The organism is Aquilutibacter rugosus, from assembly GCF_036541335.1.
Lineage (GTDB): Bacteria > Pseudomonadota > Gammaproteobacteria > Xanthomonadales > Xanthomonadaceae > Aquilutibacter > Aquilutibacter rugosus.
Map to the genome: position 1 here is coordinate 538,681 of NZ_JAZHBO010000001.1, position 24,283 is coordinate 562,963.

Here is a 24,283-nt window from a genome sequence, read left to right on the forward strand (position 1 = left end):
TGATGCGCACCATTCGTCCTGTCGCCGTACTCGGTGGCGTCCGTATTCCCTTCGCCCGGCAGAACACGGGCTATAACGATGTGGGCAACCTGGGCATGTCCGTGCGGACGCTCGGCGCGCTGGTCGAACAGTTCGGTCTGCAGGGCAAGCAACTGGGCGAAGTGGCCATGGGCGCGGTGATCAAACACTCCTCCGACTGGAACCTGGGTCGCGAAGCCGCCCTGTCGTCGGGCCTGTCGCCGCTGACGCCGGGCATCACGGTGCAACGGGCTTGCGGCACGTCCCTCGACACGATCAATCTGATTGCGACCAAGATCGCGACCGGCCAGATCGAAGTCGGGATCGGTGGCGGTTCGGACTCCACGTCTGACGTGCCAATTGTCTACGGTCAGGCGCTGCGTCGCCGCTTGCTGGCAGCCAATGCCGCCAAGACGCCCAAAGAAAAGCTGATGCAGTTCAAGGGTTTCGGGTTCTCGGAACTCAAGCCGGATTTCCCGGGTGTCGCCGAGCCGCGCACCGGCAAGTCCATGGGCCAACACTGCGAAGACATGGCCAAGCAGTGGAACATCAGCCGCGAGGCGCAAGACGCCTGGGCCCTCACCTCACATCAGAAGCTGGCCGCCGCCTACGATCGTGGCTTCTTTGACGATCTGGTCGTGCCGTTCCGCGGTCTCGAACGTGACAACAACCTGCGTCCCGACTCCTCGATCGAAAAGCTCTCCACGCTGAAGCCAGCCTTTGACCGCACCTCGGGCCGTGGCACGCTGACCGCCGCCAACTCGACACCGTTGACCGACGGCGCTGCCGCCTGTCTGCTTAGCACCGACGAATGGGCAGCCGCCAACGGCCACGAGATCCTGTGCCATCTGGTTGATGTGCAAGTCGCCGCCGTCGATTTCGTCCATGGCGAAGGCCTGCTGATGGCCCCCACCATCGCCGTGCCGGAGATGCTCAAGCGCAACGGCCTGACGCTGCAGGATTTCGACTTCTACGAAATCCACGAAGCCTTTGCCGCTCAGGTTCTGTGCACGCTCAAGGCCTGGGAAGACCCGGACTACTGCCGCGACCGTCTCGGCCTCGATGCGCCCTTGGGCTCGATCGATCGCGACAAGATCAACCCGAACGGTTCGTCACTGGCCGCCGGTCACCCGTTCGCCGCTACCGGCGCGCGTATCGTCGCCACCGCTGCCAAGGAGCTGGCCCAGCGCGGCTCCGGTCGTTGCCTGATCTCGATCTGCACCGCCGGCGGGATGGGCGTTGTCGCGATCCTGGAGCGCAGGTAAAGCTGGAAACTAGTAAATGGGAGTTGGAAAGTGGTGGTCCGCCACCATTTACCAACTCCCATTTTCCATTTCCTAATTACCGTTTACCGGCCGCTGGTCGACAGCCGCTTCAACGGCTCCGGCCTTGGCGGCCTTGTCGGCTTCAGTCGCGGCGGCCCTTTCGGCCAGAGCCTTCTCGTGGGCGGCCCGCTCGGCGGCCAAGCGATCGTTGACCACCTTGCGCTGACGGTAGGCGTGCACCGGTGCGGTCAGCAGTGACCAGATCGTCGTCCACGCCAGGAGGATCCCCACGCCGATCAGGAACGCATCGATTACAGTCGAGCGGTAGTCATACCCGCCCCACTGCACCAGCACGTTGCCGGCATTGTTCGGGAACAGATAGAACGACGCCAGCTTGGCCAACAGCAACACCACGACGCCAACCAGAAACCACTTAATCGCTTTCATAAATTCTTTAATGGGGACGGAGGTAATTAATTCTTCTTAACAAATCCGGCGTGAGCCGAACGTTAAGCCTCAACGCCCAACGCAGCCGCCGTTCATGCCGGCGTTGGCAAGCGCATCCCATAGGTCCGATTCCGAAGGCCCTGCCGCCACCACAATCTCCGCAGCGCCCAGCGACCCCACCACGGCGCCAATCCGCTCGGACGACACCACATGCCCCAACCCGCTCAGCGCCAAACGTTCCGGCTCGGACAACTGCGCACGCAACGCCCGATACGCCGCCGCCGACGTGACCCACACCCACCCGCGCGCACCGGAGCGCGCACGCAAAGACGCCCACCGCTCACGCACCGCAGGGTCCGGCGCCACCTTGACCCGCCGATACACGAACACCTCGGCCACTTCCGCACCCCGCTCCCGCAACACCCATGGGATGAGACCTCGACCGCCCGGCGCCGTGAACACGGCGACCCGGCGCCCCTGTACCGCCTCGGATTGCAAGGCCGGCAACGCCAACAGGCCTTCCGAATCCTGCGAGACCACCGGTGCCGCGACCGAAACCAACGGACGTAACACGGCAGCCGTCCCCTGCCCGGGCGCAAACCATTTATACCCGTGCAATAACGACTCGAACCGACCAACAACCAACGAAGCCGCGGCAGGACTGGTAATAACACCCAGATCAAATTCAGGCCAGACCCAATTTTCCTCCGGGACAATGTCCCATGGCGTCAGATCCAGCACGGAATATGGGCTGCCGACACCGCCTTCGCCACGCAAGGCCGCGGCAGATGCCGATTGCAACGGCCCCCGCAGGCTGATCACGTAATATGGAGTGTCCCGAATTTCCATCATCTATAAGTCGAATATGCCGATTGAGCAGCAGCGCGCACCGCTAATCCACGAGTTTGCCTCAATGCCGCCGCTGGTGCCAATGCGGCTCGCGATCGCCGAGCTGACCGCGGAGCACCTGACCCTCACCGCCCCGCTGGACGCCAACATCAACGACAAAGGCACCGCGTTCGGCGGCTCCCTGACCTCGCTGATGACCCTGGCCTGCTGGGGCCTGGTCACCGCCGTCCTGCGCGACAACGGCCTGGACTGCGATGTGTATGTCGCCGAATCGACCGTCAAATACCTCAAGCCCGTGCGCGAAGAGCTGATTGCCACCGCCACGTTCACGGACGACAGCGACATCGCCGCCTGCACCGAGCAACTCAAAGCCAAAGGGAAGGCCAAACTGTGGCTGCAAGCCAAGGTAGTCCTGCAAGATGGCACCGTGGCCGCCACGCTGAGCGGGAAATACGCGGCCTTCGTGCGCCAATAAACGCCTCACCACACCAACTCGCCGAGCCCGGAACCGCCCAAACACACCAAGAAACACAGGCGTAAACGGCTTCGGCCACTCGATTATGAGAGAATAGGGGGTTCACCGCCCTACTCCGGATTCACCCCTTGGATACTGCCCAACTCCTGGATTTCGCCGAGCGCAACATGCTGCTGGTCGGCATTTTCATTGGTTTGACCGTTGCCATCGTCATCAACGAAATCAAGCACCTGACCCGCGGCTACAAGTCGGTCAGCAGTGCCGGTCTGACGCGCCTGCTCAACGCCGACAACGGCGTCGTGATCGATGTCTCGCCTAAAGTCGATTTTGACAAGGCCCACATCAACGGCTCGCAGAATATTCCGATGGCCGATTTCAAACCCGACCACAAGGTGCTGCAGGGCGCCAAAGACAAGCCGGTTGTGCTGATCTGCCGCCGCGGCCTGACCGCCGGTGGGGCCGCTTCGTTACTCAAGAAAGCGGGCTTTTCCGACGTCAGCGTGCTTGATGGCGGCGTTGACAAGTGGTCGGCCGACGGCCTGCTGGTCGTGGGCAAGAAGGGCAAGGCTTGAGTTCAGCTGCCCTGCCCCAAGATTCAAACAGAACCCCAAATTCCTATTCCCACATTTTTTAAGAGAGCTGCATCATGACCGATGAACTGACCAACGGCGCCGCCGCGCCGCAAGCCGAAGACCAACAAGCCTCCCAATTCATGGTCGAAAAGATCTACGTCAAGGATCTGTCGTTCGAAGTGCCGAACGCTCCGGCCGTGTTCAACATGGATGGCGAGAACAACCTCGGCATGAACATGCAGCACCAGATCACGCCGGTCTCCGACAATGCCTTCGAAGTGGTCCTGCACCTGACGCTGAACTGCCAACAGGGCGAGTCGACCATCTACCTGGCCGAAGTCAAGCAAGCCGGCGTGTTCACTCTGGCCGGTTTCGACCCGCAAGGCGTTGAGTTCCTGCTGAGCACGCAAGCACCAGCCATCCTGTATCCGTATGCACGCCAAGTGCTGTCCGATCTGATCCAAGCCGGTGGCTTCCCGCCGTTCCTGCTGCAACCGATCAATTTCGAAGGCCTGTACATGGACGCCATGCGTCAGCGCGCTGAAGAAGGTGCCGAAGGCGTCAACCTTGAAGATGCGGCCGGCGAACCGCGTCACCTGGACAGCTAAGCCACAGCGCGATCGTGACCATGGCTGCCAATCAAAGCGCCACAAGCGCCGCCGCTACCACTGACTCCACCGACTCCGCTCCGCTCCAACGCGTGGCGGTTCTCGGCGCGGGCTCGTGGGGTACGGCCTTGGCGACTCTGATTGCCCGCAATGGTCACGACACCGTGTTGTGGGGCCGTGACCGCGTCGTGATTGACGCGGTCAACACGCGCCACGAAAACCCGCGTTACCTGCCCGGCATTCCCTTGCCGGAATCGCTGCGCGCCTCGGACAATCTGGCCGAGTGTGTCAGCACCGCCGACTGGATCCTGGTCGTCGTGCCTTCGCACGCGTTCGCCGAGACGGTACAGGCCATCGCGCCGCTAAAGCGCCCCGGTGCCGGTGTCGCTTGGGCAACCAAGGGCTTTGAGCCCGGCAGTGGTCGCTTCCTGCATGAAGTGGCACAGGAATTTCTGAGTGCCGATGCGCAGCTCGCTGTGGTCACCGGTCCGTCCTTCGCCAAGGAAGTCACGCAGGGCCTGCCCACCGCGCTGACCGTCCACGGTGCCGATGAGCAGTTCTGCGAGATGGTGGCCGAAGCCATGCATTCGCCGAACTTCCGTGCCTACACGGGCGATGACATGCTCGGCGCCGAGCTCGGCGGGGCCATGAAAAACGTTCTGGCTGTCGCCACCGGTGTGGCCGATGGCATGGAACTCGGCCTCAATGCTCGGGCCGGTCTGATTACTCGCGGCCTCAACGAAATGATGCGCCTCAACCAGGCGATTGGGGGCCGTGCCGAAACGCTGATGGGCCTGGCCGGCCTGGGCGATCTGGTCCTGACCTGTACCGGTGATCTGTCGCGTAATCGTCGACTCGGTCTGGCCTTGGGTCATGGCAAATCCATCGACGATGCCGTGCGCGAAATCGGCCAAGTGGTCGAATCCGTACAAACCGCCGACGAAGTCATGCGTCTGGCCAACCGTTACGGCATTGAACTGCCAATCTCGCAAGCCGTGCAGGAAACGCTGCATGGTGAGATCACGCCCGCCGAAGGGCTGCGCCGCCTGATGTCACGCGAGCGCAAGAGCGAATACTCCAACTAATTCAAAAGTAACGGCCGTTACCAAGTATCAGGCCACAACTCGATTCAATATCAGGCCAACGCTTTCAGCGTGAGCCACAGCAACACCATCAGTCCGATCACGTTGTTGCGCAGGAATGCCGCAAAGAAATCACGGCGCGCCAGTCGGTAATTCCGGACTAAGGCCAATGCGATGACGAGCGATGCCGCCAGTTGCCATGCCTTCATGCCGGACATTACGCCGACAAGGACCAGCAATCCGTAGAAGGCCGCCGCCAGCAGCGCCTGAATCGGCCATAGCCTGTCGCCGAACCAGATCGCGGTGGATTTGGAACCCATGCGCAGATCGTCCCGGATATCCACCATGCCGTACCAGGTGTCGTAGTACGTGGACCACGCCACGTTTGCCGCGAACAGTACCCAGGCGATCAACGGCACCGAGCCTTGAACTGCGGCGAATGCCATCGGAATGCCAAAACCGAATGCCAAGCCCAGATACATCTGCGGCGCGGGAATGTGGCGTTTCATGTAGGGATACGTGGCAGCGAGAACCGCAGCGACCAAGCTGAGCAGAATCGTCAGTCGGTTCAAGGTCAGCACCAGCGCGAATGCCACCAACATCAGCACTGCAAACAAAGTGAGTGCCTCACGGCCCGACACTTCACCGGTTGCAAGCGGACGGTTGCGAGTGCGCGCCACATGCGGGTCCAGCCATCGGTCAGCATAGTCGTTGATCACACAGCCGGCCGCACGTGTCAGCCACACGCCTGCCACAAACACCAGCAACACATGCCACGAAGGCAGACCGTCGACGGCAAGCCACAGGGCCCATAACGTCGGCCACAACAGCAACAGCCAGCCGATCGGACGGTCGGCCCGCATCAATCGCCAGTATGCGTTGAGCTTTGAGGGCCTGGCACTTGGTGGGACTGCGGTATTGGAATTGCTCATCACCACTATTTTAATCAAGTCGCAGCCGGCACCGCAGCGCGCAGCTCACTCAGCCCGCTTTGCAGCATGTCACGAAGGCCACCCGTTCGCGTCGCGATCTCCGCCAACCCGGCAGCGAGCACCGGTGTCGTGCCCCAGATGCGAATCGACTGATGCGCATGTTCAAACTCGCCGGTTCCTTTCACTCGGGACACCGCGGTGTAGATCAGCTGGCGCGACAGCACGCGCGACGTCGTCTCATTCGGCAACACGATATCCAGATTGGTGAACTCGGAACCCTGACTCTTGTGAATCGTCATGGCCCACGCCGCCATGTGCGCAGGCAGCGCCGATGCAGGAATTGGACGCAGCTGCGCCACACCATCCGTGTCGAGAATCTCGAACCACACCTGATACTCGCCGCTATCGTCACGTGTGACCACACCGATGTCACCGTTAAACAGATTCAATGGCGAATGATTCTGCGTCACGAGAATCCGACGTCCTTCAAAGTGGCCGGCGGCAGAGACTTCGGGCTGCAACACCTTTTGCAGACGCGACTCAATAGCGCGGTTCAAACCGCCAACGCCCCATGGGCCTTCGCGATTGGCCGCCAGCATCTGCTGGTGCTGCGCCAACTCCAGATAGCCTTGCGCACGAACGGCCGGATCGGAATGATTCGCTACGGTCTGCATGGACTCGGCCAGCGCATCGGCCCAGGCATCCACACGCGTTGCCAATGCATCCCTGGTACTCACATCGCGAAGGCCATCGAGTGCTTCGATCAGCGCCCCGGCATCACCCGCCAATGCGTGCTGATTCAATACGACCAGCTGCGGACTCTGCGCAACCCGAAAGTTGTGCCGGAGCTCGACCAACTGCGGCATCCCGCGCAGGCTCTCAACGAGATCACCCAACACCGTGCCGGTACCGACCGACATCAGCTGATTCGGATCACCGACCAGAATCAGTCGCGCATCGGGATCCAAGGCCTGCAGCACCTGGCGCAGCAACTCGAGATCGAGCATCGAGGCTTCGTCAATGACCAGAATCTTGGGCGAACGGATTTGCCCGCGATCCATTTCAATCAGCCAGCGGTGAACCGTTGTTGCGCGTAGCGTCTCGAGATCGGATTCGATGGCACTGCGACCGGCTTCCGAACGCAGCGCCTCGGTCAGTCGTTGCGCGGCTTTACCGGTCGGAGCCGCCAACGCCACCTCGACGGCTTGCGCCTGCGCAGCCAACAGCATTCGAAACACCGTGGTGGTCTTACCGGTACCTGGTCCGCCCGCAAGAACAAACAGACGATGTCGCGCCGCGCGACGCACGGCTTCGCGTTGCAACGCATCCTCGCTACCCTTAGCCGGCCCGAACAGCTGAGTGATCATCTCTTCTTTCACTGGCCTCGCTTGCGTGCCCCGCAAGCGCGCAACCAGATGTGCCGCGACCTCACGCTCGCCGGCATAGTTGCGATACAGAAACACGCGCTGCTGATCATCAACAACTAAAGGTCGTACCGGCGAGTTATCAAACTCGTCGGCCGGCAGAATCCACTCGGACTCCGGAACCGAAGGCAACGCGGTAACCTGACTCCACTGTGCAACCTGCTGCAAACTGACGGCGGCATTAGCCTGCCGATCGGCGTAGTTTGCCCACGAAGCCAACTCTGCCACCGCCGCCGGCGCGCCCAGTCGGCGGAACCACGAGGCCACGGCCAGATCCAAGGCATCACGCGCGATCGGCTCCGCCGCGGCTTTAATCAACTCAGCGCTCATGCCTCGCCCTCCATGCCCGACAACAACGCGTCGGCCGCTTCAATCAGTTCCAGGTCGAAACGCTCGTGCCAGATGCCACCGCGTGGGCCTGCATCTGCTTCGCCGATGCCGCGCGCAAACACATAGATCGCACCACCCAAGTGAGCTTGCGGATCATAGTCCGCACCCAATCGGTCGCGCAGCAATCGATGCAGCACCAAGGTGTAAAGGAAGGCCTGCATCCAGTAGCCGCCGGGATTGCGCATCGCCAGCGTGTCGATGCGCTGGTGACTAAAGTTAGCGGGATCTCCGTCGAGTACGTTGCTCTTGTAGTCGAGCACGAAGTACTGCCCCTCGTGTTCAAACACCAAGTCGGCGGAGCCCTTAAGGAATCCCTGCATGTGCACCGCGCCGATAAAGTCCAGAACGCGCTGCCAATCCTCGGCGTGACCGAACTCTCCGGCATTGCGTAGCGCATCGATGCGATTCCTGATGACTCCACGTGCACCCGCATCCGTGCGAATACTCAAATGAAAATCCAACTCGCGCCGAATTGCCCTACCCGACAGATTGCCAAGCGTCACCGATGAGCCCTCGAGCAGGGGGACATCGGCGATCTGCCACAGCCACACCAGCATCGCGTCCTTGAACTGGGATTCCGTCATGGCTTCGAGCTGACGCGGCGTCAATCGGAACGACTCGAACTCCATCGCCGAATCCAGCGAACGTACCATTCGATCCTCATCGGGCTGGGGCAGAGCCAACTCCAGCGTCTTGTGCAGCAGATTGCCGATCTGTTCGCCACGGATCGCCCACAGGCCATCGCGACGATCCGCCGCGGTCTCCAGCTCAATCGCAGAACCGGACTCCAACATATCGGTTGCAGCCTCATCCGCGGCGGGACGATTCTCCAGTTCGATATCCAGCGACTCGGTGCGACGCTTTGCATGCTTGTTCAACGCGCTAAAGCTATGCGCCCGAATCAGGCGATCCGCAATCTCGGGATGCTCGACAACACGATCACCGACGACGGACACAGAATTGCTCCCTTTAACCTGCAGTGGCACATGGCGACGATTCATTTGCGCCTGCAACTCTTTGTGTACAGCAACCTCGGAGCTGGACACAATCTTGAGATTCTGCAAGCGCCGAGCCAAGGCTCCGCCTTTCGGCTCCTTCTTCGGAGTAGCCTTCTTCTTTTTCGAAGGCGGCTCTTCCTCGGACACATCCTCTGAGGGAACATATCCGAACAGATGACATTCGATCGACGCACGCGTCATGGCGACGTAGAGCAACCGATAGTCCTCATCAAACTTGGACTGCGTGAACTCGTCCTTTTCCGAATCACTAAAGACGGGACGGTAGGTGAACGTGCCGGGGATCCGAACTAAGGGCGTCTCATTGGCATTGGCCCTTGCCGGATTGGTATCCCATGCCGAAGGCAAAAGCACATATGGGAACTCCAGACCCTTACTGGCATGCACGGTCATGATCCGCACCTTGCCGCCCTCGGACTCCATTCTGCGGCTTCGACTTCTGTCATCCGGGCTGTCGTTCTCAAACCGCTGCCGACGCATCCATCCGATTAGCGATTCCATCGCGGCGCCCTGCGCCAACTGCACTTGCAGCAACTCGGCCAGATGCAACAGGTCCGTATGCAGCCGATCAAAGTCACCGCGCTGCGACAACTTCGCGTGATTGGCGGTCAGAAACGCCTCGACCATACCGAGCACCCCGCGCTCATGCAGCAGTCGATTCCACTGCGACGCCTGCAGCAGGAATGCATCCTGATCGGCGTCGGTCAGCTGGTGCACCGTGGCAGCGGTGTAGCCGAAGAGTCGCGACAACAGAAGCGCACGCAAGCGCTGCGGATTCGACGGATAGATGGCAGAAGCGAGAAGCAGCTGCAACTCGGTAGCCCATGGTGATTCGAATACCGATACGCCGCGACCGACAACACTGGATACGCCGACCTTTCTCAGCGCCTTCTGCAGGCGGATCGCCTCTGCATGTTTGTTGACCAGAATGGCGAGATCATCGGGTGTGATCGGCTTTCCGTCTGTGTCGCTGCGGGAGTGGAGCAGATCCACTACCAGACCTGCACAAGCCGCCGCGACTTTTGCGCGGATCGGCCCGACCCGCGTCTCGGCGACGCCGCTGATATCGTGGATATGCAACGCAGGACGACCAATCGGCTGATGCCGCTCCGGATCGTCGATGGGTTCAAATACAAATTCGGACCGGCTACCAAAGCTCGCGTTGTCGCCGGCGTGAAACCAATTCAGCGCCCCAATGTACTCGGGGACAGAACGGTAGTTGTCAGTCAGCAGCAGACGATTGTCTTTGGCCTTGGAGACCGCATCGGAATACACCTCGATGTCGCTGCCACGGAACCGATAAATAGACTGTTTCGGATCGCCGACCATTCCAAGGACACCGCGTTCCTTACCGTCCTCATCACGATAGATGCGATCGAGAATCTCGTACTGCACCGCATCGGTGTCCTGAAACTCGTCGATCAGTGCAACGGGCCAGCGCGCGAACAGTCGATCCGCAAGATCGGCAGCACCTGCATTGTCAGCTTGCAACGCCTTGTGAACACCGAGCAATAGATCATCGAAGGTTCGAACGCGTAGCGACTCCTTGAGATTCTCTATCTGTACACGCAGCTTCTGAACCAGTTCGACAACCGGCTTGGCGGCGTTGGCCTCGGCAATCTTACCGAGGATAACCACCGCATCGAAACGCTCGGCTCCTGGAACCGTTTGGTCTACCTTATGACTCCCCTTATGGAGAAGTGCATGCGGGCCGCTGATCGTTGCCGCATTCCTGGACTCAGAGAACACCCACGGCGCTCCTGACCGAAATCTCTCGAGGCTCGCGTCAATGCTGTCGCGGATCTCGATAGCCGAAGCGATAAACCTCAAATTCTTATCTCTCAGAAGCTTGCTAGCGGTCTCCGCCAGGGCCAGGATCGAGTCTCTACCATGCTGTGCCAGTGCCTTGGCGTAATCCTCGGGCACGCAGTATTCGCGCTTGGGTTGCAGAAACGGCTTCAGCCGATTCATCAGCTTTTCACGCGTAAGAATCTCCTGCTCCTGCAGCCTTTGCGTGTAGTCGCGGTCTTTCTGCAACTCACGCCAGAGCGCATTCATGGCGCGATCTTGCAGATCACCCGATTCGATCATCTGCCGCGGCAGATAATCCTGACCGGTTAACAAGGGCTCCTCGCTGAGAATATCGGCACACAAGGCATGTAAAGTGGTAATGGGTGCCGCGTCCATCTCGAGCCAGCAGCGCCGCAGATGGTTGATGTCAGCGCTGCGCAGTTCCGAACGCTCCGTCCAGCGAGCATCCAACCACTCATGCAGAGAGTCCCTGTTTGTAGGGGGCTGGTGATCTGCATATTGCAAGGCATCATCAATCCGCTGACGAACACGCTGCCGCAATTCCTCGGCGGCGGCGACGGTAAACGTGGAGAGCAGCAGCTCTCCCGGCCGATGGCGCAACGGCTCACCGCCTGCGTCTCCAATCGGTGCATCGCCTAACAACAGCCGCAGATACAGCACCGCAATCGTGAAGGTCTTACCGGTGCCGGCACTGGCTTCGATCAGTACGCGACGCGGTGCGCTGAGATTGATATCCTGCCAACCACGAACTGCACTCATGCGACAGCCTCATCTAGCATGAGTAAATCCCGCAGTGCCCGGGCATCGTCCTGCACCTGTTCGACCAGCTCCTTGCTGTCATCATCGGACTCGCCAAACAATCCGTCGGCATCAGCCATCTGGCTATAAATGGTGTATGCGGACTCTCCGTTCCGATTGAAGCCGCCGTTCCAGGTTTCAGCCGCACTGCTGAAGAGAGAGGACAGCGAGGTCTTGGGTGCATAAAACCTTGGCGTCTGGATATTGGCATGACAGAACGCGAGCAGTTTGCCGAGCCTTTTGCGCAACGCCTCAAGCATCTGCTCGCGCTCCGTCTCATCGGCCTGCGCAAAGCGATCACACCAACGATTCCACCTTGTACTCAGTTCATGCTGAGAGGTTTCCGCGACGAGCATTGGTCGAACCTCTTGGTTTGCAGAGATCGTCAACCTGGCCAGTGCCCACTCAATAAGCGCCGGGATCAGCTCGCCGAAATGCATCCCCATCTTCTCTAGCTTGCCGTCCTTGTTGGATCGAAACGCGCAGACAACCAGCCAATGCGACTGCTCACCGCGAAGCAAGCCGTTGAGTCGGCCGCGCACCGTAAACGGTGGGCTCTCAAACTCGATGGCCAATGCGGGAAGCGCATGCAGTGGTTTGTTAAAGTCGGCATGCGCGGTTGCCATCTCTGCAACGGCGTCATTGGCCTGTTGCAGCGCCGCCTGCCACGCAAGTAGGCCTGCCTTACCGGGCGGCAACTTGCCGGAACCTTTCAGCCAGGGTGCCGGTTCATCTTGCTCTAAGCGCTGTCCCATTAGCAGGGCGCGCACCAGAAACTGCGGGATGCGCTCAATAGGGCCGAACTCGGCGTCCAAGGGTTCCACATCGGTTTCGGCATCGCTCGGCATCTTATCGGCGAGCGCATCGGCACCGAACCTCGCCACCGTCTCGAACGGCGACCGGTAGTAGCGACGGACGTCATCGGGTCGGATGATGCGATGCGGTGCTGCGAGACCGCGTGCCACGACTTGCTCAAACGTCTCAACGCCGGCAGCTGCATACCCGTCGCCGCGTTCCGACGAATATGCACCCTGCTCGGCGTTGTCTTGAATCGCGGGCGCAGGATCCAAAGGCTGATTAGCGGGTGCACGCGCATGCACCGGATGTTCAAAGAACCACGGTGCCACTTTAGTTCCGCCCATGGCATTGATCAGATCCTGCAACGGCAAGGCTGCATTCCGCACCGAACCGTCGCGCTCGCTGCGGCCCTGATAGCTCAGGTGCAATTGCTTGCGCGCCGACATCACGGCCTCGAGAAATGCATAGCGATCATCGACTGCGTACGGCCGATCACCGATGCGCGGATAGCGTCGCATCAGATCGAGGCCCTGGTCGCTGGCCTGCCGTGGGAAGTCTTTGTCGTTGAGCCCCAACACCGCGATAAACGCGTGCGGCAATCCGCGACGGCTGGCGAGATCGGCAAAGGTCATACCGCCAAACAGTGGCTGCAGTTGTTCATCGACGCCGTCGAGATGCTGTTGCATCCAGACGCGAGCCAGTGCAAACGGCACCGGCTCGGGCAAGTGTGCAGCGGCGGTATGCATCTGTCCTAACAGCGGCGCCCAGCGCAACACCGGATCATAGGAATCCACCGCCGCAGGCACCGAGACGATCTTTTGGATCAGAGTGTCGAGCAGATCAATCCATTCGACCAAAGGCCGATCACGTTGGGACTCATCGCGAACTTTTCGCAATTCATCGACAATCTGCTGTAACGCACCTAACCACTCGGAAGGATCTGCACGCGAGTCAGCGATCGGCACAAAGGTCTGCTCGCCGAACTCCCAGCACGGCCGCTGATGAGGTTCATAGTGCGTCTCACCAATCAGGTACTGCGCGATGAGTCGGTCAATGCCCCACTGCAGATGGTGGGTTGGTGAGCCTGCATCGTTTTCATCGAGACCCCATGCCACACCCAAAGTCGTCAGGGTATCAGCAATGTCCTGGACGTGTTGTCCGATGAGGCCGAAATTGGCCTGCACGGATTCGGACTCGAGCAACTGCAGGAACTGCGACAAGCCAAACGGCGAGCTCAGCAAGTCCAACAAGCGCCCGACGGCGATAAAGAACGGATGCGTGGAGGCCAACGCGACATCGGCGACCTGATACGGCAACTGCCGTGGCCCGATGGTGGCAGCAGGCCCAAAAATGGCGGGCAAGTACGGCGCATAAGTGGCCATGCGCGGTGCCAGGATCAGCACATCGGACGGTTTCAGCGTTGGATTGCGGGCGAAGGCAGACCAGAGCGCATCGCGCAACACCTCGAGCTCGCGCATGGCAGTGACCGCACTGTGAACACGCAAGGAGAAATCCGCGCTGTCAGTGTCTACATGCAACGCCTCGATATCGTTGGCACGGATGCTGTGCTGGACCGCATGCAGTCGGCTATTGGACTCGAGTTGCCGATCCTGATCCTTATCCTGATAAGCAGCAAGCGAATGCAATTCGAGATTCTCAAGTTGCATAAAGAAGTGCTGACCGAGGCGGCTCCACGACCGCAGCAGCGGATGCACGTTGGCCTGCAGATCGTTCTCGAGCAATTTCACTTGCTCGTAGTCATCGGCCTGCAGGGCATCGCGCCGATCGTGATACAAATGCGCGATGCCGGTCCAATGGACATCGGCCGGGTCGGGCAAGTACATAAACACGGGGCGATGCTTGGCGATGGCAGACCACACTGCGAGCTCTACCTGCGGCATGTGTGTGAAACCAAAGACATGCACCGGCGCCGAATCGGATTCATCGACCAAGGCAGGCACGCCCTTGCGGTCGATCTCCTCTGCCAGTTTCTGCAGGAAGGCACCGCGATGCAAACCGTCTGCTGCCGCTAACCGCCGCCACAATTCCGGCACGAACGACGGCGATACGGGCACGCCGGCAATCTGCGGCGAGGAATTGCGTTGCCAGTCACTCAGCCAGTCCGGCCGATAGATCATGTACTCGGCGTAGAGCTGAGCTAGCCGCTGCGCCATGCCCCAGCGCCGAACCGCACGACCGGCCTCATTAGAGGAATCGCCGCCGAGGTACGCATCGAGCTGCGGATCTTTGATGCGACCCAGCTCCGAATAAATGCGAAACGGCAGCGCGGCAGACTCATAAGCGTCCATGCCCTGCGTGGCAGCGCCCAGGACGCGGCGGCCCAGTTTCTTGAAGTATGCGGACGGCAACAGGGTCTGAAGATCTGCAACGACGCCGCGCTGGCCATGACGTTGGCGGGCGCGAGCGAGCTCCAACGGCAACCAGCGCCGCAGACCTGCATTGGCCACCACAACAATGCTTGGCACGAGCAAGGCCGTTTCATGTGCCGGGTTGAATTTAATCGAGCGGTCGAGATCTGCAACCAGCCGCTCTACGCGACTGTCACGAAACTCATATAGACCCGCACCTGGCACCGATGACATGCAACCCCTAAGGAAAAACGACCTGACCCTAATAGATTAGGGCAGGCCGTTCGCAAGGAGTGAGACGAATTCGATATTTACCAGACGACTTCGGCCATCGAGCAATTGAGGCCGGAGCCGATGCCCATCAGGGCCACGCGATCGCCCTTTTTGAGCTTGCCGGCTTCGCGCAGTTTGCTCAGCACGATTGGCACCGAGGCGGGACCGATATTGCCGTGCTCATGGAAAATCGTCATGACTTTGCGCGGATCGACACCCAGTGCCGCCGTAAACGACTTGGTGTGGACCTGCGAGACCTGGTGCACAACAAACTGATCGAGCTCTTCTGCCACCCAACCCATGGCCTGACGTGCAGCGGCAAAGGTCTTTTCAGCGAGTTTGATGCCTTCGATCAGCAACATGCGGGTGTCGGTGACCATGCGATCCAGATTACCGCGGCACAGCTTGTTCCATTCGGTCGCGGCACGCGTCACACCACCACGGTAGCGCGGCGCACCCGGCACCAGTTCGGCGCGCGCCATCACCATCGCGGCGGCACCCGAACCCAAAGTCAGCGTCGCGAGTTCGTTGCGGAAGTCTTCTTCTGTCGTGCCCTCGGCGTTGAGACGGTTGATGGTGTTCTCGTAGGCCAGGTCGGCGGTCTCGCCATCGACAATCAGTGCGTACTCGATCTCACCGCGCTCAATCATGCGCGCCGCAATGTCCATGCCATTGATGAAGGCCAGACAGGCATTGGCGACGTCAAAGTTCTGACAGGTATCGCTCAGACCCAGGTTGCCGCTGACAATGGAGGCCGTGGACGGCTCCAGATAGTCACGCGACACCGAGGTGTTGATCAGCACACCGATGCGCGACGGATCGACACCGGCATCGGCCAGTGCCTTGATGCCGGCCAGAGTGGCGGCATCGGAGGCTTGCATGGGGCCATCCCAGAGGCGACGGGCCTTGATTCCGGCAATGTCACCCAGCACGTCGACCTTGATGCCCAGGCGATCCATGGTGGGACGCAGGCGCTCATTGATCTCGTCGGAACTCAGGCTCTTGGGCGCATCAATATGGGCCAGGCCGGCGATGGCAACGTGTTGAAACAGCATGGGCAGATCTCAGTAAGTAGACGGCTATTTTATCGGATATGCGGTCACTTTCCGAGAAAATCAAGGCGAGACGGCCATCCGTCCCGCCCTGAGCGCAATGCTTATTTGCTAGGATTGCCGTCCGCGTCCAGGATTTCGACCGGGCCCAGATTCAGGTCACGGACCGGCTTTTCGATCTTGGACAGGTCACCCACCACCACCCACACCATACGGTTCGGGTCGAAGGCTTTGGCGGCCGCTTCGATCTGCGCCGGCTGCATGGAGGCAATCACGGCGCTGCGGCGAGCAATGTAGTCATCGGGACGGCCATAACGGACGTTGCCCATGATCATGCCCGAGACGGCGTTGGCCACTTCGAACTGACCCGGCAGCGAGCGCAGCTCATTGGCACGGATCTTGTCCACTTCGGCCTGAGTGACAGCCTTTTCGGCGCTGGCCAGAGCCTGGACCTCCTTGTTGGCTTCGACCAGTGCCTCAGCGGTCTTATCAATCTGGACCGGTGCGCTGACCACCCACGGACGTTGACCCAGTGCACTGCGAAGGCCGGTACGGGCACCGTAGGACCAATGCTTGTCCTCACGCAGGTTCATGTTCAGACGCGAGGTGAACGAACCACCGATCACTTCGTTGGCCATGTCGAGCAGGACTTCCTTTTCGTCACCGCTCGGCGGGACTTGCAGCTGGCCGCCAAAGATATTGGCCTGCACCGCGCCGGGCTGGTCAATCAGGTACACCTTAGTCGAGACCGGGCGTTCCACGGCCACCGTGTTGGCGGCTTGCGGCGCGGTACCCGTGCCCTTCCAGGAGCCGAAGTGCTTGTTCAACTTGGGCACGATTTCGGCGAGCGTGGTGTCACCCACGACGACGAGGGTCGAGCCTTCGGGACGGACATAGTTGGCGACATACTGCAGCAAGTCGGCGCGAGTCAGCTTGCCGGCCGTGCTTTCGTAACCGGTACCCGAGAACGGAATGCCGTAGGCGTTGTCCTTGCCGAACAGCAGCACCGGCAGTACGCGCGATGCGGCGCTACCCGGGCTGGCCTTTTCGGAACGGATGTTCGACAGCCAGGTGGCCTGGACGCGATCCACTTCCTTCTGGTCAAAGCGCGGGCGTTGCAGCATGTCAGCAAACAGGGCCAGCGACGGATCGAGCTGATCCTTCATGGCCGACATCGAAGCAGCGGAACCGTCGAGCGAGGCGCCGGCACCCATCACCGCGCCCAGTGCCTCGGCCTTGGAGGCAAACGCCAGCGAGTCGAGATTGCCCGCACCCTCATCGAGCAAACCGAGGGCCATGTTGGCAACGCCCAGCTTGTCCTTGGGATCGGAGGCGAAGCCACCGTTGAACATCCAGTTGAAATTGATGACCGGAATCTCGTGGCGCTGGGCCAAGATCACGTTCGTGCCGTTGGCCAAGGTCGCGCGTTCCAGCTTGGGCAGGGTCAGTTGGGGGAATTCGGTCGGAACCGTAACGCCCTTGCTGCGATCCACATCCGAAGGGGTGACCTTGTACTGAGCCGACACCGGCGGCAGCGTGATCGGCTTGGCGGCGACGGCGGGCTCTTCGAGCAGCGGTGTGCGCTTGCCCTTATTGACGACAATCGTATGGCTGCCGTTACCTTGCAGGTACTTGCGGCCGACAGACTGCAGATCGGCCTTGGTTGCCGTGTCGTAAGCCTTGATCGAATCCTTGTAGCAGCCCGGATTGTTTTCGTAGATGGCGCAAGCGGCCAGCACGTCGGCCTTGCCGCCGAAGCCACCGATGCGTTCGACACCACGCACAAAGCCGGCGCGAGCCGAACCGCGAGCCCGTTCAAGTTCTTCGGCGGTCGGGCCTTCCTTGATCAGGCGACTCAGTTCTTCGTCGATGATTTTCTCGACGCGGGCCGGATCCACGCCTTCCTTCAGGGCGGCATTGATCATGAAGATCGAGGACAGCTGGGCGCCCTGCACGCTGGTGCCGATGCTATCCACCAGCTTTTCTTCGTGCACCAGACGCTTGTCCAGGCGCGAGCTCTTGGAACCGCCGAGCACCGAGGACAGCAGATCCAGGCGATCGGAATCGCGGCTGGTCACTGCAGCGACCGGCCAGGCGCGGAAGATGCGCACTTGCGGGACGTTGTCCTCGATGACTTGGCGGGTGTTGCCGCGCTTGGGTACGTTGACGGCCGGTTGCTTTAGTGTCGGCGTGGCCGGAATGTCACCGAAGTACTTCATGGTCAGTTGCTTGGCGCGGGCGACATCAATGTCGCCGGCCAGCACCAGCACGGCGTTATTCGGGCCGTACCAGGAACGGAACCAGTTCTTGACGTCGTCCAGCGAGGCCGCGTTGAGGTCGTTCATCGAGCCGATGGTGGTGTGGTGATACGGGTGACCCTTGGGGTACACGTTCTCCGATAGCAGGTAACGCAGCTGGCCGTAAGGCTGGTTCTCGCCCTGGCGCTTTTCGTTCTGGACGACGCCGCGTTGCTCATCGAGCGTCTTCTGATCGATGGCGCCCAACAGATGGCCCATGCGATCGGATTCCATCCACAGAGCCATATCCAGTGCGGTGGTCGGCACATTCTGGAAGTAGTTGGTACGGTCGCTGTTGGTCGTACCGTTCATATCGGTGGCGCCGACCTGTTCGAAGGGCTCAAAATACTCGCCCTTATTGTTCTCGGAACCATTGAACATCAGGTGTTCAAACAAGTGGGCGAAGCCACTGCGGCCCGCCGGCTCATCCTTGGAACCTACGTGGTACCACACGTTGACGGCAACAATCGGTGCCTTGCGGTCGGTGTGCACAACGACCCGCAGGCCATTGGGCAAGGTGAACTGCTCATACGGAATCTCGACGGAGGACTTGGCGACGGCCTTGGTCGCGGCCTTCGGCGCGGCATCGGCAACGGACGGGGCCAGGGTGGCGACACCCAGACCGGCGATCACCGCCAAGGCGAGGCCACTCAAACGGGGAGCATGATTCATTACAGTTCAACCCTAAATTTGGAAAATGCGAGCGGGTGCCTGCCTATTGGCCGACACGCAGACCTCACTATAAGTGAGGGGCTTTGAGCGGGCTATGGGCCTAAAGTCACGGTTGGCGCTTCATAATAGGAGAATGTTTCATGTCGTCCTGTTCGAGCCCGAGATCCCACCCAACACCGGCAATGTGATCCGTCTGTGTGCCAACACCGGTGCCCAACTGCACTTGGTCGAACCTCTGGGCTTTCCCATTGATCACAAGCAGATGCGACGTGCGGGCCTCGACTATCACGAGTTTGCTCGGATGCAGGTCCATCCTTCGCTCGATGTAGCGCTTGCATCCATTGCACGGGAAGTGGGTCATGCACCGCGTGTGTTTGCCTTGTCTACCAAAGGTTCGGGGCGACCCGATCAGATTGCGTTTGCAGAGGGTGATGTGTTTCTGTTCGGACCTGAGACGCGCGGCCTGCCCGCAGAGGTTCTGGAGTCGATTCCTGTCGAGCAACGGCTGCGCCTTCCGATGCGTCCCGATAATCGCTCATTGAATCTGTCCAACACCGTGGCGGTGATGGTGTACGAGGCGTGGCGTCAGCACGGCTACACCGGCGGCGTTTGAGTCTCTGCATTTGCGGCTTGATGGTTTGCGGCCGGTTAGCGCCGCAATCAATTGTTAAAAACCCCTTGAAATAAGGCCTGCATGGCAGCTGAATTCACATTTGTGGAATTCAGAGTTCATTAAATCCACAACTGGATACTGGGACCTGTCGACGAAGTATGTCTTTGTCGATTGTCGGATCACTCGACGATCCGGCTAACTTTTGAAATGTGAGGTTTTACATCATGAAGCGTTCTTTGATTGCACTGACCTTGGCCGCCGCTCTGCCGTTCTCGGCGATGGCTGCTGACGGCATCAGCTACAACTACATCGAAGGCGGCTACGCCCGCACCAACGCCGACGGCGGCGCCGATGCAGACGGCTGGGCCCTGAAGGGCTCGGGTGCAATTGCTCCGAACTTCCATCTGTTCGGCGGTTACGATCAGCAAAAGATCGACAACACCGACGTGAAGATCAAGCACGCACAAGCCGGTGTCGGCTACAACCGCGCCATCACGACTTCGACCGACTTCGTGACCAAGGTTGCCTATGAAAACTACAAGGCCACCGGTTACAAGCAAGACGGTTACAGCGTTGAGGGCGGCGTGAAGAGCCGTCTGGCCCCGAACTTCATCGGCTCGGCTTCGCTGGGCTATGAAGACGGCGACAACGTGGACGGCGACGTCTACGGCCGCCTGGGTGCTGAAATGAAGTTCACCCCGAACTGGTCGGTCGCAGGCGATGTCAAGATCGCTGACGGCGCCACCGGCTTCTTTGTCGGCCCGCGCTACACGTTCTAATCGTGTAAGTTGGTGATAAGCAAGCGGCCTCGGATTCGTCCGGGGCCGTTTTTTTGTCGGTGCAATCTCACCGGCGGCCGGCCATTCGCGCGTTACGCAACGTTTAAGAGTCCCCTCGGCAAGTTTGGTAGTCTAGAGCTCTAGTCTTTCACTCATCGTTTCGGGGTTGTTCCATGCGTAATCGTTCGTCGGTCATCGTAATGCTCGCTACTGCGGGTCTTGCCGTCTCGCTGCTTGGTTGTTCGCGGACGCCGTCGCAAGCCGATGCAGAAGCTGCTGCTGCCGTCGAGCCGCCACCGGTTGAAGAGCCCTTTGCCGTCCAGGATGCCCCTCTAGGCGAGGAGGCTATCGTCCAGAATCCGTCCGATGGCACCGCTACTGCGCCCGACGCCACCACTGCAGCGCCTGCAACGCCTTCGACCGGTACGAGTACTGCCGCCGAACCGGCAGCTCCGGCTGCCGATGCGCCCGACAACTCCAAGGTCAAGTCCACCAATTTCAAAGCCTACGGCAACGAGCCGTTCTGGAATGCGCAGGTAGACGACGGCATGGTGCTGTTTGCCACACTCGAGAATCAGGATGGCGTCATGCTGACCGCCAAGCGCAGCGGTGAGGGCAACAAGGTGATCTACTCCGGCGACAATGCCGGCAAGCCGTTCTCGTTTACCTTTATTGAGCGCAAGTGCCTGGACAGCATGTCGGGCCGCCCGTTTAATTATTGGGTCAGCGCCAAGGTCGATGGCCGCACCATGACCGGCTGCGCCAAGGGCGAATAACCGCCAAAGAGAAACCGCCGCTCCAAATGGACCGGCGGTTTTTTTTGTGCTCGCGTCTAATCTAGGTCTTAGCCGACGCCAAGGCTGATTAGCATCAACGAGCTGAAATTATTGAATGCATGCATGGCAATCGGCACGCCAATGGAGCCGGTGCGATGGCGCGCAAGACCCAGCAAGACACCCATTACAAAGATCATGAAAATGGGATACCAGTCGTACTGCAGATGGATAACGGCCCACAGCAGCGAGGTCAACACGATGGCGCCGTTGACCCCTAGGCGACTGTTCGCCAGCCCTTTGTAAAGAAATCCGCGGAAAAACAGCTCTTCGAATACCGGGGCGAGTACGGCAACGGCGAGAAACAGCATCACTTTGTTGTTAGCGCTGTCAAAGACACCTTGAGTAAAGGCATCGGCGGACTTTTCGTTCATGGACTCGCCGATCAGACCCAGCACCACCACGGCAATCGCCATGATCGCAATCCATTTGACGTAATCGCGGAGGCTGGCCGCATGCAGCGCCAGATAATCGCGAATGCTGCTGCCGCGCTTGAGCCGGATCACCAGCAACATAAGCGGCACGGTGACGACAAAAGCCAACAGTGTGGCCATTATCAGCACATTGCCGTTGCTGACCAGCTGAGGCAGCATTTGCTCCAGCTCCTGTGCAGTCGGCATGCCCTGCGAAGTATCAATGCCGGCGCCAAGCGCACCCACAGTCTGCGCAATGGAGAACACACCGAACAGGACGATGCCCCACAAGGTCGTGCCAAGCACGCCCCAATGCGGGCGATTGGATTCTGAAATCGTCAGGTCATTCATTCGGCATGGACTCGGTTGGGGCGGATTGGCGTTGAGCCAGACGTTGCTCGATGTGCGCGTCGGCCTCTTTACGGGTGAGGTAGCGGCCAAACTCCATCGCCAGGATGATCGTAAGGATCGGCATCAGCACGCGGTCCGGTCCGGTGGTGTGCAGGAACAGCCAGATGCCATAGCCCAGCGCTGCCAGAAACGCGAGCGCCGTAATCTTGTTGGCGGCCATGGTGTTGTAGATTTCTGCGCGGAACATGGCCCTGGCCTGCAGACGGCTTAGGCCGGAGCGCTGAGACAGCCGCTTGATGGCTGCCATATCGCTGATAAAGCGCATCAGAATGATGACGGCGAGTGCTGCGGTCATAAGGAGAAGTCGAGTCATGGAACTATTGTGCCTGATCCGAAGTGAGGACAGGCTTACAATGCAGATTGAATCCATCAACACGACACCTATGGGCCTGTATCTCGAAGACTTTGAAGTCGGCATGACGTTTTTCAGCGGCACCTATCCCCCGCTCACGGCCACGCAGATCGTCGAATTTGCCTCGGAGTTCGACCCGCAGCCGTTCCATCTTGATCCGATTGCCGCCCGCGATACATTCTTCGAAGGCCTCGCAGCCAGCGGGTGGCACACTGCCGCGATTTCGATGCGGCTGCTGGTGCAATCCGTTCCCGTGCAGGGTGGACTGATCGGTGCGGGCAGCGAACTGGCCTGGCCTTTGGCCGTTCGGCCCGGCGATGTGCTGCGTCTGGTGGTAACTGTGCAGAACGTGCGTGGCTCGCTATCCAAGCCCGACCGCGGCTATGTGGTCGTGCAAATGGAAACGCTGAATCAGAACGACGAGGTCGTGCAGCGCGGCAAGGCACGCATGCTTGCGTTTAAAAAGCCGACGGCCTAGTTCGATTAGTCCGCGTCGTCCTCGTCCGCCGACTGTCGGCCGGATGTACGGGCATCGGCAAACTTCTGCTTCATCGTCGGGTTCTTGTGCGTCAGGCGCTTGATGGTCACATCCTGCGCCTTTTCGTTGGCCAGACGCAGATTGTTGCCGGCGCTCAGTAGCGCGTCTTTCGTCTTCTGCAGATTGCCGATGGATTTGTCGATCTCATCAATGGCCTTCTGGAACTGCCGCGACGCCAGGTCGTAATTGCGGCCGAAGGCATCCTTAAACTTTTCGAGTTTGTCTTCGAAGTTGGTGATGTCAATGTTCTGCGCCCGCACCAGTGCCAGCTCGGACTTGTACTGCGCCGAGTTCTGCGCGGCATTGCGCAGTAGCGTGATCATGGGGATAAAGAACTGCGGTCGCACCACGTACATTTTGGGATAGCGATGCAGCATGTCGACAATGCCGGTGTTGAACAGATCACTGTCCGGCTCCAGCATGGAGACCAGCACCGCGTACTCGCAACCCTTCTCGTTGCGGTCGCGATCAAGTTCCTTTAAGAAGTCCTCGTTTTTCTTCTTCGTCGCGGTGCGGTCGTCCTCGTTCTTCATGTCGAACATGATCGAGACGTACTCGGTACCCGCTTCGTCATAGTCGCGAAAGATATAGTCGCCCTTGCTGCCGGTACGCGCGTCGTTGTCCTTCTCAAAATAGGCACGCGGAAACGCCGTGGCGCGGAGGCGGTTGAACTCAGTCTCGCAGTGCTGCTCCAGCGTTTCGCCGACCATTTTGGTGGAGAGCTTGGCCTTCATGTCGCGCAGTCGGATGATCTCTTCTTCGCGATCTTTCAGGCGCAGCTCAAACTGGGTCCTGAGTTCCTGTTCCGAGACCGATTTCTGCAGCTCTGTGGTTTCGAGCTTGCCGCGTAACTCATCGCGCTCTTTTTCAATGGCATTGACGGCCTGGATAACGGCCAGCTGCCGTTGGGTATCGAACGCACCCAGTTGGCCTTTGAGCTGCTGAATTTCCTGCTGCAGGGCAGACACCGATTGCTGCTGCAGGGTCGCCTGGCGGGCGCGCTCAAGCTCGATTGCATTGGCTTTGTCCCGTTCGGCCGCTTCGAGGCGATCATGCAGCTGCTTATTGAACTCCTTGTCACGCACCTGCTTGAGCAAGTCGGCGTAACCGGACTCATCGACCTTAAAAGCCTTATGGCAATGCGGACAGATAATTTCGTTCATCGCAGACGGGGCCCCTGTAGCCTGAATTGCAA

At 59.8% G+C, this 24,283-nt stretch carries 20 protein-coding genes; 9 read left to right on the forward strand and 11 right to left on the reverse strand.

The window, feature by feature from the left end; translation table 11 throughout:
* Window positions 1-2: 2 nt before the first annotated feature.
* Window positions 3-1,283: an acetyl-CoA C-acetyltransferase gene (locus V3390_RS02555; protein ID WP_331703233.1), complete on the forward strand. Its 1,281-nt coding sequence runs from the start codon at window positions 3-5 to the stop codon at window positions 1,281-1,283.
* Between the two features lie 72 nt (window positions 1,284-1,355).
* On the opposite strand, the gene V3390_RS02560 is transcribed toward V3390_RS02555, so the two are convergent.
* Window positions 1,356-1,730 (reverse strand): hypothetical protein, encoded by a 375-nt coding sequence (locus tag V3390_RS02560; protein ID WP_331703234.1) that lies wholly within the window; start codon window positions 1,728-1,730, stop codon window positions 1,356-1,358.
* 69 nt (window positions 1,731-1,799) lie between these two features.
* Window positions 1,800-2,531: a uroporphyrinogen-III synthase gene (locus V3390_RS02565; RefSeq protein WP_331690169.1), complete on the reverse strand. Its 732-nt coding sequence runs from the start codon at window positions 2,529-2,531 to the stop codon at window positions 1,800-1,802.
* A gap of 31 nt (window positions 2,532-2,562) precedes the next feature.
* On the opposite strand from V3390_RS02565, the gene V3390_RS02570 reads away from it, so the two are divergent.
* The 4 genes from V3390_RS02570 (at window position 2,563) to V3390_RS02585 (ending at window position 5,319) form a co-directional block, all read left to right on the forward strand.
* Entirely contained in the window at window positions 2,563-3,054 is a 492-nt protein-coding gene (locus V3390_RS02570) for a YiiD C-terminal domain-containing protein (protein ID WP_331703235.1), read from the forward strand.
* A 128-nt stretch (window positions 3,055-3,182) separates the two neighbouring features.
* Window positions 3,183-3,626, forward strand: a complete 444-nt coding sequence (locus tag V3390_RS02575) for a rhodanese-like domain-containing protein (protein WP_425492983.1) — start codon at window positions 3,183-3,185, stop codon at window positions 3,624-3,626.
* A gap of 74 nt (window positions 3,627-3,700) precedes the next feature.
* Entirely contained in the window at window positions 3,701-4,234 is a 534-nt protein-coding gene (gene secB / locus V3390_RS02580; protein ID WP_331690171.1) for a protein-export chaperone SecB, read from the forward strand.
* Window positions 4,235-4,254: 20 nt separating this feature from the next.
* On the forward strand, window positions 4,255-5,319 hold the full coding sequence (locus V3390_RS02585; RefSeq protein WP_331703236.1) for an NAD(P)H-dependent glycerol-3-phosphate dehydrogenase: 1,065 nt from the start codon (window positions 4,255-4,257) through the stop codon (window positions 5,317-5,319).
* Between the two features lie 50 nt (window positions 5,320-5,369).
* Here the strand turns inward: V3390_RS02585 and ubiA are convergent, their stop codons facing one another.
* From ubiA to V3390_RS02615, 6 genes are all read right to left on the reverse strand, one after another.
* Window positions 5,370-6,248: a 4-hydroxybenzoate octaprenyltransferase gene (ubiA, locus tag V3390_RS02590; protein WP_331690173.1), complete on the reverse strand. Its 879-nt coding sequence runs from the start codon at window positions 6,246-6,248 to the stop codon at window positions 5,370-5,372.
* Between the two features lie 14 nt (window positions 6,249-6,262).
* Window positions 6,263-8,002 (reverse strand): exodeoxyribonuclease V subunit alpha, encoded by a 1,740-nt coding sequence (recD, locus tag V3390_RS02595; RefSeq protein WP_331703237.1) that lies wholly within the window; start codon window positions 8,000-8,002, stop codon window positions 6,263-6,265.
* Window positions 7,999-11,649, reverse strand: a complete 3,651-nt coding sequence (locus V3390_RS02600) for a UvrD-helicase domain-containing protein (protein ID WP_331703238.1) — start codon at window positions 11,647-11,649, stop codon at window positions 7,999-8,001. The genes recD and V3390_RS02600 overlap by 4 nt, the downstream gene beginning before the upstream one ends.
* On the reverse strand, window positions 11,646-15,089 hold the full coding sequence (locus V3390_RS02605) for an exodeoxyribonuclease V subunit gamma (protein WP_331703239.1): 3,444 nt from the start codon (window positions 15,087-15,089) through the stop codon (window positions 11,646-11,648). The genes V3390_RS02600 and V3390_RS02605 overlap by 4 nt, the downstream gene beginning before the upstream one ends.
* 77 nt (window positions 15,090-15,166) lie before the next feature.
* Entirely contained in the window at window positions 15,167-16,183 is a 1,017-nt protein-coding gene (locus tag V3390_RS02610; RefSeq protein WP_331703240.1) for a 3-oxoacyl-ACP synthase III, read from the reverse strand.
* Between the two features lie 101 nt (window positions 16,184-16,284).
* Window positions 16,285-19,149, reverse strand: coding sequence for a M16 family metallopeptidase (locus tag V3390_RS02615; RefSeq protein WP_331703241.1), 2,865 nt, complete (start codon window positions 19,147-19,149; stop codon window positions 16,285-16,287).
* Window positions 19,150-19,282: 133 nt separating this feature from the next.
* Between V3390_RS02615 and V3390_RS02620 the strand changes: the two genes are divergently transcribed.
* The 3 genes from V3390_RS02620 (at window position 19,283) to V3390_RS02630 (ending at window position 21,317) form a co-directional block, all read left to right on the forward strand.
* Entirely contained in the window at window positions 19,283-19,762 is a 480-nt protein-coding gene (locus tag V3390_RS02620; protein WP_331703242.1) for a tRNA (cytidine(34)-2'-O)-methyltransferase, read from the forward strand.
* Window positions 19,763-19,986: 224 nt separating this feature from the next.
* Complete coding sequence (locus V3390_RS02625; RefSeq protein WP_331703243.1) at window positions 19,987-20,541, forward strand: diffusible signal factor-reguated Ax21 faimly protein; 555 nt, start codon at window positions 19,987-19,989, stop codon at window positions 20,539-20,541.
* A 173-nt stretch (window positions 20,542-20,714) separates the two neighbouring features.
* A complete protein-coding gene (locus V3390_RS02630) occupies window positions 20,715-21,317 on the forward strand; it encodes a hypothetical protein (protein WP_331703244.1) in 603 nt (200 codons plus the stop codon).
* 68 nt (window positions 21,318-21,385) lie between these two features.
* Here V3390_RS02630 and V3390_RS02635 read toward each other — a convergent pair whose 3' ends face one another.
* Together V3390_RS02635 and V3390_RS02640 are read right to left on the reverse strand one after the other, a co-directional pair.
* A complete protein-coding gene (locus V3390_RS02635; protein WP_331703245.1) occupies window positions 21,386-22,138 on the reverse strand; it encodes a CPBP family intramembrane glutamic endopeptidase in 753 nt (250 codons plus the stop codon).
* Entirely contained in the window at window positions 22,131-22,493 is a 363-nt protein-coding gene (locus V3390_RS02640) for a hypothetical protein (protein ID WP_331703246.1), read from the reverse strand. Before V3390_RS02640 ends, V3390_RS02635 begins: the two co-directional genes overlap by 8 nt.
* Before the next feature lie 58 nt (window positions 22,494-22,551).
* On the opposite strand from V3390_RS02640, the gene V3390_RS02645 reads away from it, so the two are divergent.
* Window positions 22,552-23,028, forward strand: a complete 477-nt coding sequence (locus V3390_RS02645) for a MaoC family dehydratase (RefSeq protein ID WP_331690184.1) — start codon at window positions 22,552-22,554, stop codon at window positions 23,026-23,028.
* A gap of 5 nt (window positions 23,029-23,033) precedes the next feature.
* Here the strand turns inward: V3390_RS02645 and V3390_RS02650 are convergent, their stop codons facing one another.
* Window positions 23,034-24,251, reverse strand: a complete 1,218-nt coding sequence (locus tag V3390_RS02650) for a DUF2130 domain-containing protein (RefSeq protein WP_331703247.1) — start codon at window positions 24,249-24,251, stop codon at window positions 23,034-23,036.
* Window positions 24,252-24,283 lie beyond the last annotated feature (32 nt).

Bases quoted from the DNA above. Each gene is read 5' to 3' on its own strand.
- ubiA (WP_331690173.1), bottom strand. From the start codon at position 6,248: ATGAGCAATTCCAATACCGCAGTCCCACCAAGTGCCAGGCCCTCAAAG.
- V3390_RS02650 (WP_331703247.1), bottom strand. From the start codon at position 24,251: ATGAACGAAATTATCTGTCCGCATTGCCATAAGGCTTTTAAGGTCGAT.
- V3390_RS02640 (WP_331703246.1), bottom strand. From the start codon at position 22,493: ATGACCGCAGCACTCGCCGTCATCATTCTGATGCGCTTTATCAGCGAT.
- recD (WP_331703237.1), bottom strand. From the start codon at position 8,002: ATGAGCGCTGAGTTGATTAAAGCCGCGGCGGAGCCGATCGCGCGTGAT.
- V3390_RS02600 (WP_331703238.1), bottom strand. From the start codon at position 11,649: ATGAGTGCAGTTCGTGGTTGGCAGGATATCAATCTCAGCGCACCGCGT.
- V3390_RS02605 (WP_331703239.1), bottom strand. From the start codon at position 15,089: ATGTCATCGGTGCCAGGTGCGGGTCTATATGAGTTTCGTGACAGTCGC.
- secB (WP_331690171.1), top strand. From the start codon at position 3,701: ATGACCGATGAACTGACCAACGGCGCCGCCGCGCCGCAAGCCGAAGAC.
- V3390_RS02625 (WP_331703243.1), top strand. From the start codon at position 19,987: ATGAAGCGTTCTTTGATTGCACTGACCTTGGCCGCCGCTCTGCCGTTC.
- V3390_RS02610 (WP_331703240.1), bottom strand. From the start codon at position 16,183: ATGCTGTTTCAACACGTTGCCATCGCCGGCCTGGCCCATATTGATGCG.
- V3390_RS02585 (WP_331703236.1), top strand. From the start codon at position 4,255: ATGGCTGCCAATCAAAGCGCCACAAGCGCCGCCGCTACCACTGACTCC.
- V3390_RS02560 (WP_331703234.1), bottom strand. From the start codon at position 1,730: ATGAAAGCGATTAAGTGGTTTCTGGTTGGCGTCGTGGTGTTGCTGTTG.
- V3390_RS02645 (WP_331690184.1), top strand. From the start codon at position 22,552: ATGCAGATTGAATCCATCAACACGACACCTATGGGCCTGTATCTCGAA.
- V3390_RS02630 (WP_331703244.1), top strand. From the start codon at position 20,715: ATGCGTAATCGTTCGTCGGTCATCGTAATGCTCGCTACTGCGGGTCTT.
- V3390_RS02620 (WP_331703242.1), top strand. From the start codon at position 19,283: ATGTTTCATGTCGTCCTGTTCGAGCCCGAGATCCCACCCAACACCGGC.
- V3390_RS02615 (WP_331703241.1), bottom strand. From the start codon at position 19,149: ATGAATCATGCTCCCCGTTTGAGTGGCCTCGCCTTGGCGGTGATCGCC.
- V3390_RS02555 (WP_331703233.1), top strand. From the start codon at position 3: ATGCGCACCATTCGTCCTGTCGCCGTACTCGGTGGCGTCCGTATTCCC.
- V3390_RS02635 (WP_331703245.1), bottom strand. From the start codon at position 22,138: ATGAATGACCTGACGATTTCAGAATCCAATCGCCCGCATTGGGGCGTG.